Origin of the sequence: Limimaricola sp. G21655-S1 (genome assembly GCF_027213785.1) — a bacterium.
Classification (GTDB): Bacteria; Pseudomonadota; Alphaproteobacteria; order Rhodobacterales; family Rhodobacteraceae; genus Limimaricola.
The window spans coordinates 73,446-84,752 of sequence record NZ_JAPWGO010000016.1; the positions used below are offsets into that span (position 1 = coordinate 73,446).

The 11,307-nt window shown below is 68.6% G+C and carries 10 protein-coding genes; 6 read left to right on the forward strand and 4 right to left on the reverse strand.

What is annotated here, in order from left to right; all coding sequences use genetic code 11:
* Positions 1–32: 32 nt before the first annotated feature.
* The 3 genes from O4G76_RS15235 (at position 33) to O4G76_RS15245 (ending at position 2,551) form a co-directional block, all read left to right on the forward strand.
* Positions 33–617: a shikimate kinase gene (locus O4G76_RS15235; RefSeq protein ID WP_269398116.1), complete on the forward strand. Its 585-nt coding sequence runs from the start codon at positions 33–35 to the stop codon at positions 615–617.
* Positions 614–1,747: a 3-dehydroquinate synthase gene (gene aroB / locus O4G76_RS15240; protein WP_269398117.1), complete on the forward strand. Its 1,134-nt coding sequence runs from the start codon at positions 614–616 to the stop codon at positions 1,745–1,747. The genes O4G76_RS15235 and aroB overlap by 4 nt, the downstream gene beginning before the upstream one ends.
* 189 nt (positions 1,748–1,936) lie before the next feature.
* Entirely contained in the window at positions 1,937–2,551 is a 615-nt protein-coding gene (locus O4G76_RS15245; RefSeq protein WP_269398118.1) for an outer membrane protein, read from the forward strand.
* Between the two features lie 53 nt (positions 2,552–2,604).
* On the opposite strand, the gene O4G76_RS15250 is transcribed toward O4G76_RS15245, so the two are convergent.
* On the reverse strand, positions 2,605–3,822 hold the full coding sequence (locus O4G76_RS15250; protein ID WP_269398119.1) for a pyridoxal phosphate-dependent aminotransferase: 1,218 nt from the start codon (positions 3,820–3,822) through the stop codon (positions 2,605–2,607).
* A 211-nt stretch (positions 3,823–4,033) separates the two neighbouring features.
* Between O4G76_RS15250 and cysS the strand changes: the two genes are divergently transcribed.
* From cysS to O4G76_RS15265, 3 genes are read left to right on the forward strand one after another with little or no spacing between them, the layout of a single operon-like run.
* Positions 4,034–5,488, forward strand: a complete 1,455-nt coding sequence (gene cysS, locus O4G76_RS15255; protein WP_269398120.1) for a cysteine--tRNA ligase — start codon at positions 4,034–4,036, stop codon at positions 5,486–5,488.
* On the forward strand, positions 5,485–7,113 hold the full coding sequence (gene cimA / locus O4G76_RS15260) for a citramalate synthase (protein ID WP_269398121.1): 1,629 nt from the start codon (positions 5,485–5,487) through the stop codon (positions 7,111–7,113). The genes cysS and cimA overlap by 4 nt, the downstream gene beginning before the upstream one ends.
* A gap of 43 nt (positions 7,114–7,156) precedes the next feature.
* A complete protein-coding gene (locus O4G76_RS15265; RefSeq protein ID WP_269398122.1) occupies positions 7,157–7,927 on the forward strand; it encodes a squalene/phytoene synthase family protein in 771 nt (256 codons plus the stop codon).
* Here O4G76_RS15265 and O4G76_RS15270 read toward each other — a convergent pair.
* Genes O4G76_RS15270 through cobA form a run of 3 tightly spaced genes read right to left on the reverse strand, consistent with a single transcriptional unit; the run spans position 7,911 to position 11,297 of the window.
* Positions 7,911–9,143, reverse strand: coding sequence for an MFS transporter (locus O4G76_RS15270; RefSeq protein ID WP_269398123.1), 1,233 nt, complete (start codon positions 9,141–9,143; stop codon positions 7,911–7,913). The genes O4G76_RS15265 and O4G76_RS15270 overlap by 17 nt on opposite strands.
* Before the next feature lie 31 nt (positions 9,144–9,174).
* Positions 9,175–10,446 (reverse strand): cobyrinate a,c-diamide synthase, encoded by a 1,272-nt coding sequence (locus O4G76_RS15275; protein ID WP_269398124.1) that lies wholly within the window; start codon positions 10,444–10,446, stop codon positions 9,175–9,177.
* The gene (gene cobA / locus O4G76_RS15280) at positions 10,446–11,297 is read right to left on the reverse strand and encodes a uroporphyrinogen-III C-methyltransferase (RefSeq protein WP_269398125.1); all 852 of its coding nucleotides are present in this window, start codon (positions 11,295–11,297) and stop codon (positions 10,446–10,448) included. The genes O4G76_RS15275 and cobA overlap by 1 nt, the downstream gene beginning before the upstream one ends.
* Positions 11,298–11,307: the final 10 nt, after the last annotated feature.

Here is an 11,307-nt window from a genome sequence, read left to right on the forward strand (position 1 = left end):
GGGCCCGCAGGTCGGGCCGCGACGGGGGCATTATGGCGGCAGGAAAGGCGCGCAGGAGCGGTGACGGCAGCGCGATGCGTTTGCGCCGGCCGGTGGTGCTGGTCGGCATGATGGGCTCCGGCAAGACCGCGATCGGCCGCGCCCTCTCGGCCCGGCTTGGTTGCGGCTTCGTCGACAGCGACACGGCCATCGAAGAGGCCGCCAAATGCTCCATCGCCGAAATCTTCGCTCGCGACGGCGAAGCGTTCTTTCGGGCCCGCGAGAGCGAGGTGCTGGAACGGTTGCTCGAGGCCGGACCACGCGTCGTTTCGACCGGCGGCGGTGCGTTTCTTGCTCCGCGCAATCGCGATGCGATCGCGGCGCGGGGCGCCGCGCTCTGGCTCGACGCGGATCTCGACCTGCTCTGGGAGCGGGTCCGTCACAAATCCACCCGGCCGCTGCTGCGCACCCCCGACCCGCGCGGCACGCTGTCCCGGCTGCTCGACGAGCGGCGCCCGATCTATGCCGAGGCGCCGATGCGCCTCGTCGCCCGGCCCGGCGATTCGATCGAGGTCACGACCGACCGCGTGATCGAGACACTCGCGCAGCGGCCCGATATACTGGAGACCCGCCCATGAACGCTTTCGCCACCGCCTCGCGCATCGCCACGGTTCGCGTCGATCTGCCGGGCCGTGCCTATGACATCCATGTCGGGGCCGGGCTCGTGGCGCAGGCCGGGCAACGGCTCAAGCCGCTGCTGCGGCGCGGGCGGGTCGCGATCATCACCGACGAAACCGTGGCGCGGGAGCATCTGGGCGCGCTCGAGGCGGGGCTCGCGGTCGAAGGAATCGAGTCGGTCAGTCTCGCGCTGCCGCCGGGCGAGGGCACCAAGTCCTGGGAAGGGCTGGCCCGTGCCACCGAATGGCTGATCGAGGAGCGGGTCGAACGCGGCGATCTGGTCGTGGCCTTCGGTGGCGGCGTGATCGGCGATCTCGCGGGCTTCGCCGCGGCCATCACCCGGCGCGGCATCCGCTTCGCGCAGATCCCGACCACCCTGCTGGCGCAAGTCGACAGCTCTGTCGGTGGCAAGACCGGCATCAACACTGCGCAGGGCAAGAACCTTGCCGGGGCATTTCATCAGCCGGTCGTGGTGCTCGCCGACATCTCCCTTCTCGACACGTTGCCCGAGCGCGAATTCCTTTCGGGCTATGGCGAGGTGGTGAAATACGGCCTGCTGGGCGACGCGGCCTTCTTCGAATGGCTGGAGGCCAATGGTGCCAGCCTGCGCGACGGCGACGCCGCGGCACGGCTCGAGGCGGTGCGCCGGTCCTGCGAGATGAAGGCCGAGATCGTGATGCGCGACGAAACCGAGCAGGGGGACCGGGCCCTTCTTAATCTCGGCCATACCTTCTGCCACGCCCTCGAGGCGGCGACGGGCTATTCCGACCGGCTCCGGCATGGCGAAGGCGTGGCGATCGGCTGCGCGCTGGCCTTCGACCTGTCCGCCCGGCTCGGGCTCTGCGCGCAGGAAGACCCGTCCCGGGTCCGCGCGCATCTGGCCGAAATGGGCATGCGCGCCGATCTCAGGGCGATTCCCGGCGATCTGCCGCCGGCCGAAGCGCTGCTCGGGCTGATGCGGCAGGACAAGAAGGTGCAGGATGGCAGGCTGCGCTTCGTGTTGGCGCGCGGTATCGGTCAAGCCTTCGTCACCTCCGACGTGCAACCTGAGGCAGTGCTCGGCGTGCTGCGCGACAGCGCCCGGCACTGATCCGCTCAGAACCTCAGCAGGGTTCCGCCGATCGGCTGCGACAGGGCTGTGCATTTTTCTGCAATGGGCTCGAACTTCCGCTTCGTTCATGTGTTCTAGGCCGGACGCGCCGGACATTTTCCGGCCGTTCGCCTTGGACGCCACCTCCCAAACACGTGCGTCCAGGGACAGAAGGAACAGGAGCTACAAATGAAATTCTCGACTTCCTCCCTCGCCGTTGTTCTCGGCCTCGCAGCTGCCCCCGCCTTCGCCGGCGGTCTGGCCATGCCCGTCGCCGACCCCGTCGCCCCCGCGGCCCCCGTGGCCGTCGCCCCCGTCGTCGCGCCCAGCGCCGACTGGACCGGCTTCTACGCCGGTGGCCAGCTCGGCTACGGCCAGTCCGAGTCCGATGACCTCGGCTTCGACGAAGATGGCGCCGTCTATGGTGGCCAGGTCGGCTACAACTACGATTTCGGCCGCTTCGTGATGGGTGGCGAACTCTCCTATGTCGGCACCGAGATCGGTGACGAGGACGCCGGCGCCGAGATCGACGGCGTTGCCGCTGCCAAGCTGCGCGCCGGTTACGACGCGGGCGCCTTCATGCCCTACGTGACCGCCGGCTACGCCAGCGCCTACACCGCCGACGAAGTCGCCGGCGACGACCAGTTCGACGGCTACGTCTATGGTGCCGGCGTGGACTACAAGGTCACCGAGAACATCGTGGTGGGCGGCGAGATCCTCCAGCACGAGTTCGAGGATCTGGGCGAAACCGACAACGATCTCGACGCGACCACCGCCGCCGCGCGCGTGTCCTACCAGTTCTGATCCGGAACCGGCCCGGCGTCATGCCGGGCCGGCTTCGATCGGAACATGACCGTTCAGGCGGTTCGGGGGGTCGGTTCCGACCCCCTTTTTCGTGCCAGCTGCGCCGCGAGAGCAAGCAGTTCTTCCAAGGCATGCTCGAGCCGTGCATCGTCGACGGTGAGGGCGACCCGCACATGGCCCGCCGCCGCCCGTCCGAAGCTTTCGCCCGGCATCACGGCGATTTGCCGCTCCTCGAGCAACCGATCGGCAAATCCCTCGCCGTCGAGGCCGGTCGCGCGGATGTCGAGAAAGGCGTACATCGCGCCCTGCATTGGCACCGCGCGCACCACCTGCTGCGCCGCCAGCAGCCGCGCCGCGATGTCACGCCGTCGCCGGAACGGCGCTGCCACCTCCGTCTCGAACCCCACGCCCATCCGCAGCGCCTCCAGCGCCGCGTCTTGGATGAAGCCGGGGATGCCGTAGGTCATGTGAGTGGCAAGGTCCTCGAGCGCCGCGACCGCCTCGCTGGGTCCGACGATCCAGCCGACCCGGCTTCCGGTCATCGCATGACCCTTGGACATCGATCCCACGACCAGGGTGCGCTTGGCCATGCCGGGCAGGGCGCGCGGGCTGATATGCTCGCCTTCCCAGACCTGACCCTCATAGACCTCGTCCGAGATCAGCCACAGGTCACGCCGTGTGCAGAGTTCCGCGATCTCGGCCAGCGCCTCGCGCCCATAGACGGCGCCGGTGGGGTTGTTGGGGGTGTTGAGAAGCAACGAGCGCACCCGCCCGTCGAAGCCTGCGATCGCGGCCTCGATATCGGCCACGCGAGGCACGAAGCCGTCGCGCGCACGCGCTTCGACCGGGAGCGCCACCGCGCCCGCGCCGCGGATCGTGCCGGGATAGGTAGCGTAGTAGGGATCGATGTAGAGCGCGCCGTCGCCGACATCGCAGGTCGCGTGGTGCGCCATGAACAACCCGGCCTGCCCGCCGGGCACGACGAGCACCTCCTCGGGGGTGGTCTCGATGCCGCTCTGAACCGTCACGCGCGCCGCGATCTCGGCGCGCAGATCGGGAATGCCCGGTACAGCGGCATAGCCGGTATGACCGCCGCGGGCCGCCGCATCCATGGCGTCGAGGATCCGCGGATCGGTGCGGATGTCATGCTCGCCGATGGTCAGTTCGATGACGGGGCGGCCTTGGGCGATCATCCGGCGGGCCTTGCGGAAAAGGTCCCAGCCATCCGAGCCGCCGCCGGTGATATGCGTGATGCGATGCGAAACTGTCATGGCGCCCAAAAGGCCGTGCGGATGCGGTGCTGTCAATCGCCCGAGACGCTGGACGCGGCGCGGCCCGGCTGCTAGATCGCATGCCATGACGAGCACGAGCAACATCATCGGCTGCATCATTTCCTGCTGACTTGCGTCACGCGGGCCGCTCTCACGTTTCCCCGATGGAACACAGGATCAGCCCGCCGGCGTCACCGCCTGCGAGGCCCACATGACGACGATCCGCCTGCACGACACCAAGACCCGCCGCAAGGTGGAGTTCACGCCGATCGATCCGGACAACGTCCGGCTCTATGTCTGCGGGCCGACGGTCTATGACCGGGCGCATCTGGGCAATGCCCGCCCGGTGCTGGTGTTCGATCTGCTCTACCGGCTGCTGCGCGAGGTCTATGGCCGCGACCACGTGACCTATGCGCGCAACTTCACCGACGTCGACGACAAGATCAACGCCCGCGCCGCGGCCACCGGCCGCCCGATCCGCGAGATCACCGAGGAAACGGTGCTCTGGTACCATCAGGACATGGACGCGCTCGGTGCGCTGCGCCCCGATCACGAGCCGCGCGCCACCGATTATATCGGCCAGATGGTCGCGATGATCGAACGCCTCGCGCTGTCGGGCCACGCCTATGCCGCCGAAGGCCACGTGATGTTCTCGGTGGCGAGCTATGCCGAATATGGCCGCCTCTCGGGACGCGATGTCGAGGACATGCTCGCCGGGGCCCGGGTCGAGGTCGCGCCCTACAAGCGCGACCCGATGGATTTCGTGCTGTGGAAGCCCTCGACTGGTGACGAGCCGGGCTGGGACGGGCCGGTGATCGAGGGCCAGAGCGTCGGGCGCGGGCGGCCGGGATGGCATATCGAATGCTCGGCCATGTCGTACCAGCTCTTCGGCGAAAGCTTCGACATCCACGGCGGCGGCATCGACCTGCAGTTTCCGCACCACGAGAACGAGATCGCGCAGTCCGCCTGCGCCCATCCCGAGGGCGACTTCGCGCGGATCTGGATGCATAACGAGATGCTGCAGGTCGAGGGCAAGAAGATGTCCAAGTCGCTGGGCAACTTCTTCACCGTGCGCGACCTGTTGGATCGGGGCATTGCGGGCGAGGTGATCCGCCTCGTCACGCTGGGCACGCATTACCGCAAGCCGATGGATTGGACCGAGGAAAAACGTGCCGAGGCCGAGGCGACGCTGGCCAAGTGGTACGGGGTCCTGCACGCGCATGGCTTCACTGCGAAGATGGTGCGCGATCTCAAGACCTCGGGCGACTGGGCCATGGACGATGAGTTCCTCGGCGTACTCGCGAACGATCTCAACACCCCCGGTGCGATCGCCCGGATGCATGTGCTCGCGCAGGCCCGGACGCCTGCCAAGCTGGTGCCCTTCGCCGTCGCGCTCGAACTGATGGGGCTGATCGAGGATTGGGACGCGTTGGCCGAACTGGCCGGCGCCGATGCCGGGCCCGAGGTCGCGCCCGAGGTCGATGCCGCCGTGACCGCGCTTCTCGCGCAGCGGGCGCAGGCGCGCGCCGCCAAGAACTGGGCCGAGGCCGACCGCATCCGCGATATCCTCAACGCCGCCGGCGTGCAGGTCACCGACATGGGCGGGCAGGCAAGCTGGCAGCCCGGGCCCGGCTTCGACGCCGCCAAGCTGGGGGAACAATCGTGACCGACCGGCTCTATCTCTACGACACGACGCTGCGCGACGGGCAGCAGACACAAGGCGTCCAGTTCTCGACCCGCGAGAAGATCCAGATCGCCGAGGCGCTCGACGCGCTCGGCATCGACCAGATCGAGGGCGGCTGGCCCGGCGCCAATCCCACGGACAGCGAGTTCTTCGAGACCGCCCCGGCGACGCGCGCGCCGATGACCGCCTTTGGCATGACCAAGCGCGCCGGGCGCTCCGCCGCCAATGACGAGGTGCTGGCCGCGGTGCTGAACGCCAACACGCCGTCGGTCTGCATCGTCGGCAAGGCGCATGATTTCCACGTCACCACGGCGCTCGGCATCACGCTCGACGAGAACCTCGCCAATATCCGCGACTCCATCGCCCATATCGTGGCGCAGGGGCGCGAGGCGCTGTTCGACGCCGAGCATTTCTTCGACGGCTGGAAGGCGAACCCGAATTACAGCCTCGCCGCGATCCGCGCTGCCTACGAGGCCGGGGCCCGCTGGGTCGTGCTGTGCGATACCAATGGCGGCTCGATGCCGCACGAGATTGCCACCATCACCCGAGAGGTGATCGCGGCCGGCATCCCCGGAGATCATCTCGGCATCCATTGCCACGACGATACCGGTCAGGCCGTGGCCTGTTCGCTCGCCGCCGTCGAAGCGGGCGCCCGGCAGATTCAGGGCACGCTCAACGGGCTTGGTGAGCGCTGCGGCAATGCCAATCTGACCACGCTGATCCCCACGCTGCTGCTCAAGGAGCCCTACGCCTCGGCCTATGAGACGGGGGTGAGCTTCGAGGCGTTGAAGGGGCTGCGCCATGCCTCGCGGCTCCTCGACGACATTCTCAACCGGGTGCCGATGAAGCAGGCGCCATATGTCGGCGCCTCGGCCTTCGCGCACAAGGCAGGGCTGCACGCCTCGGCCATCGCCAAGAACCCTTCGACCTATGAGCATGTCGAACCCTCGCTGGTCGGCAACAGCCGCATCGTGCCGATGTCGAACCAGGCCGGGCAGTCGAACCTGCGCGAACGTCTCGCCCGCGCGGGCATCGAGGTGGAAAAGGGCGATCCGGCGCTGGCCCGCATCCTCGACCGGATCAAGGAACAGGAATCGCGCGGCTATTCCTACGACACGGCGCAGGCCAGCTTCGAGCTTCTGGCGCTGGACGAGCTGGGGCGCCTGCCGGACTTCTTCGAGGTCAAGCGCTATCGCGTGACCGTCGAGCGCCGCCGCAACAAGCGCGGCAAAATGGTGTCGCTCTCGGAGGCGGTCGTCGTGGTGAAGATCGGCGGCGAGAAGGTGATGAGCGTGTCGGAAAGCGCCGGGCCGGACGGTTCGGATCGCGGCCCGGTCAACGCGCTCAGCCGGGCGCTGGGCAAGGATCTCGGCCCTTACCAATCGGTGATCGACGACGTGCATCTGGTGGACTTCAAGGTGCGCATCACCGATGGCGGCACCGAGGCGGTCACCCGCGTCATCATCGACAGCGAGGATGGCGACGGCAACCGCTGGTCCACGGTCGGCGTCTCGGCCAACATCGTCGATGCCAGCTTCGACGCGCTGGTCGACGCCATCCGATGGAAGCTGGTGCGCGACAAGGCCGAGCCGGTCGCGCGGCGCTGAGGTCGTGACCGCGTATTTCAGGAAAGATGAACAGGGGAATCGCATGAGCCTCGAAGCCTGCGCGCGGCTGGTCGAACGCGGCGATCCCGAGCGGTTTCGCGCCGCGATGGCTGCTCCCGTGGCTGCGCGCGAAAAGCTGTTTCCGCTCTATGCCTTCAACCTCGAAGTGGCGCGCGCGCCCTTCGTGACCAAGGAGCCGATGATCGCCGAGATGCGGCTGCAATGGTGGCGCGACGTGGTCGAGCAGATCGCCGGCGACGGGCCGGTGCGCGCGCATGAGGTGGCGACGCCTCTGGCACAGGTGGCGCGGGAGGCGGATCTGCCGGAGGCCGCGCTTGACAGGCTTGTCGCGGCCCGGCGCTGGGACATCTATGCCGATCCGTTCGAGGATCAGGCCGAGCTTGATGCGCATCTCGATGCCACTGCCGGGGCGCTGATGTGGCTCTCGGCCAAGGCGCTGGGCGCGAAGGCTGAGGAAGAGGCCGCGATCCGTCGCTTGGGCTTCGGTCACGGCGTTGCGCTGTGGCTCGTCGCGATCCCGGGCTTCGAGGAGCGCGGCAAGCGTCCGCTCGTCGACGGGCGGCCGGAGGCGGTGGCGCAATTTGCCCGGCGCGGACTAGACGCTCTGCGCGAGGCCCGAGGCGCGCGCTTGACCAAACCGGCGATCCCGGCGCTGCGCGCGGCGTGGCAGGCCGAGGGCATCCTTCGGCGGGCGGTGGCCGATCCCGGGCGCGCGGCCCGCGGCGCGCTGGTCCCCGGGCCTGCGGCAAGCGCGGCGGCGCTGGCGTTGAAGGCGGCTACGGGGCGCTGGTGACCGCGCGGCGACGCCAGCGCAGCCAGACGAGCGCGCCGCCCGCCAGCGCCAGCCCCGGGAACATCGCCGTGTTGACCGAAAGCCAGCCCTGGGCGGGGAGCCCGCCCGAGCAGTTCATCAGTCCGCCCGAAGAGAGCGAGGCGAAGGTGACGAAGCCGAAGACCATCGTGTCGTTGAGGCCCTGAACCAGCCCGCGTTCTTCGGGCCGGTGCTCTGCGGTCAGCATCGCCGTCGCGCCGATGAAGCCGAAATTCCAGCCCAGCCCCAACAGGATCAGGTCGCCGTAGAACATCGGCAGGCCGGTGCCGGCCAGCCCGGTCAGCCCGGCAAGCCCAAGAAGCGCCAGCCCGGCCCCGACGACGTTCGCCGCGCCGAAGCGGGCGATCAGGTGGCCCGTGAAGAAGGAGGGGAAATACATCGCCAGCACATGCGCCGAGACGATGTCGTTGGCGTGGCCGCGCCCGTGCCCGGTGCCGACCACCGCCAGAGGCGTCGAGGTCATCACGAGGTTCATGAGCCCGAACGCCATCATGCCGCACAGGATCGCCACCAGAATACCGGGTTCGCGCAGCAGCGTCCGACGGGACCGGGCATGGGTCGGAGCGACCGTCGGGTCAGATGTCGTGCCGCGCGGCAGGTCGAGCCCGAGAAACAGCGTCAGCCCCACGAGGTTGAGCGCCACGACCGCGAGGTAGCTGCCCAGGAACGGCACCACGAGGGCGTCGAGCACGACCTTGTTGAGTTGCGGACCAATGATCGCGGCGCCAAGCCCGCCCGCCATGACCCAGGAAATCGCCTTCGGCCGAAAGCTCTCCGAGGCCGAATCAGCGGCGGCAAAGCGGTAGAAGCCCTGCGCCGACATGTAGATACCGGTGACGTAGGAGCCGAGCAGCAGCACCGCGAAGGAGCCCATCAGAAGGCCCAGCGCGCCCAGCGCGGCGCCAAGCGCACCGGCAAGCCCGCCGATCACGAAGCCCGCGCGACGGCCGCGTCGCTGCATCAGCGGCGAAATCCATGGTGCGGTGGTCATCGAGCCAAAAACGATCAGCGAGATCGGCAGCGTCGCGAGGCAGGGGTTGGGCGACAGCTCTGCCCCCACCAGCCCGCCGATCACGAAGAGGATCGGCATCTGCGCGCCCAGCACCGCCTGCGCTGCGGCAAGGATCGCGGTGTTGCGCTTGGCGCGGCGGTCGTCGGTGATGGGTGCGTTTGTCATGCATTACCGGTAGCGGTCACCGGCGCTCCTGTCACCTGCGATCGATCAGATGCGCGAAGGAGCCGCAGACCCGCCCTGCGCGCAGTCCCATCGGCGGCAGAACCGTTCCCTCGGCGTCGCGGGCGGTGAAGAGCGCATCGCCCCGGGCGGCAAGCGTCGTGGCATAGTGAAACTCGTGCGCCGACCAGTCGCCGGCGAATGGCCCCCGATCCGCGGTGACGTTCCTGTACCCCAGATGCAACCGCCGCTGTGCGAAGGAGGTCGAAAGATCGAGCAGCCCGGCCATGCGGTGTACCGTACCCTCGGCGTCTGTCAGTCCTTGGCCAAGCGCCATGTATCCGCCGCATTCTCCATAAATATCAGTATTATGAGATGCGACGCGAAGGCTCTGCATGAAGTTCTGGGCGGCCGCCAATCGACCGGCGTGAAGCTCCGGGTACCCACCGGGCAACACCACGAGATCCGCCTCGGGCACCGCTTCGTCGGCGAGCGGTGAGAACGGTAGGATCTCTGCCCCGGCCGCCCGCCAGTCCTCTAGGAGATGCGGGTAGGCGAAGGCGAAGGCGGCATCCCGCGCCACCGCGATGCGCTGCGCGGGGGGGGGCACGGAGGGGGCGGATACCTGCGGGCGCGGTGCGGCCGTCTCGGACAGCGCGAGCAGCGCATCCATATCGAGATGCCGCTCGACCATCCCCGCCGCCATGTCGAGGAAATTCTCGAGATCGGGGCGCTCATGCGCCTGCACCAGACCCAGGTGTCGCGATGGATGCGCCAGAGCGGCATCACGCGGCAGCGCGCCCAGCACCGGTATCAAGGTCGGCGTCAGCGCCCTGCGCAGCATCGCTTCATGTCGAGCGGATCCCACCCGGTTCAGGATCACGCCGCCGATCCGCAACCTAGGATCGAATCCCGCAAAGCCCGCCACGAGCGGGGCCACGGATTGCGCCATGCGTGCCGCATCGACCACCAGAACGACCGGCAGATCGAAGAGCCGCGCCAGATCGGCGCTGGCGCCGCGCCCATCCGGGGGAGCGCCATCGAACAGCCCCATGGCGCCCTCGACCACCAGCAGGTCGCGGTCGCCGGCCAGCGCGCGCAGTCGCTGCTCGCCCATGGCCCATGCATCGAGATTGAAGCACTGCGCACCGCAGGCCGCCTCGTGAAACCGCGGATCGATGTAATCGGGCCCTGATTTCGCGCCTCTGACCGCCACACCGCGCCGCCACAGCGCCCGCAGCAGCCCGAGGGTCACCGTGGTCTTGCCCGAGCCGGAGGACGGCGCGGCGATCAGCAGGCCGGACATCAGCCCTGCTCGGCGGGCCGTCCGCGTCCCAGCGGGTCGAGGTCGCGCGGCGTCTCGCCCGCGATCTGCCCCTGCCAATCGAGCACCTGCCGCATCAGCGCGGCGCGGCCGATGCAGATGATGGCCGGGGGCTCGAGCCGGGTATGGGCGATGTCCCCGGCCATCCGGTCGAGCCGGGTTTCGAGCACCTTCTGCGACGGGGTCGTGGCGCCCGCTACCACCGCAACGGGCTCGGCCGGGTCGCGTCCGGCGCCCAGCAGCGCCTGCGCGATCTGTGCAGCATGCTTGATCCCCATGTAGATCACGATGACCTGGCTGCCGCGCGAGATGGCACCCCAATCGATCGAGGAGGGCGCGGAGCCGGACTGGTCGTGCCCCGTGACGAAGGTCACCGATTGGTTCACGTCGCGATGCGTCACCGGGATGCCGGCATAGGCCAGCCCGCCGATACCGGCGCTGATGCCGGGAATGATGCGCAGCTGCACCCCGTGCTGCACCAGCGTTTGCGCTTCCTCCCCGCCGCGACCGAAGACGAAGGGGTCGCCGCCCTTGAGCCGCAGCACCCGCCGTCCGGCGCGGGCCAGCTCGACCAGCCTGAGAGAGATGTCGCGCTGCTTGGCCGAGGGTTTGCCACCGCGCTTGCCAGCATAGATCTTTTCGGCCTCCGGCGCCCAGTCGAGGATGCGCTCGTCGACCAGCGCGTCATAGACGATGGCGTCGGCCTGTCGCAGCGCGTTGAGCGCATGCAGGGTCAAGAGGCCTGGATCGCCCGGACCCGCGCCACAGAGCCAGACCCAGCCGGGTTCGAGAATGGGCCAGTGATGGGCGGGGAGGGAGATCGAGTCGGTCATGTCAGCGTTA

What these genes read in the sequence shown, in the direction of transcription:
- O4G76_RS15235 (WP_269398116.1), top strand. Translation starts at nt 33, where the DNA reads ATGGCGGCAGGAAAGGCGCGCAGGAGCGGTGACGGCAGCGCGATGCGT.
- aroB (WP_269398117.1), top strand. Translation starts at nt 614, where the DNA reads ATGAACGCTTTCGCCACCGCCTCGCGCATCGCCACGGTTCGCGTCGAT.
- O4G76_RS15245 (WP_269398118.1), top strand. Translation starts at nt 1,937, where the DNA reads ATGAAATTCTCGACTTCCTCCCTCGCCGTTGTTCTCGGCCTCGCAGCT.
- O4G76_RS15250 (WP_269398119.1), bottom strand. Translation starts at nt 3,822, where the DNA reads ATGACAGTTTCGCATCGCATCACGCATATCACCGGCGGCGGCTCGGAT.
- cysS (WP_269398120.1), top strand. Translation starts at nt 4,034, where the DNA reads ATGACGACGATCCGCCTGCACGACACCAAGACCCGCCGCAAGGTGGAG.
- O4G76_RS15265 (WP_269398122.1), top strand. Translation starts at nt 7,157, where the DNA reads ATGAGCCTCGAAGCCTGCGCGCGGCTGGTCGAACGCGGCGATCCCGAG.
- O4G76_RS15270 (WP_269398123.1), bottom strand. Translation starts at nt 9,143, where the DNA reads ATGACAAACGCACCCATCACCGACGACCGCCGCGCCAAGCGCAACACC.
- O4G76_RS15275 (WP_269398124.1), bottom strand. Translation starts at nt 10,446, where the DNA reads ATGTCCGGCCTGCTGATCGCCGCGCCGTCCTCCGGCTCGGGCAAGACC.
- cobA (WP_269398125.1), bottom strand. Translation starts at nt 11,297, where the DNA reads ATGACCGACTCGATCTCCCTCCCCGCCCATCACTGGCCCATTCTCGAA.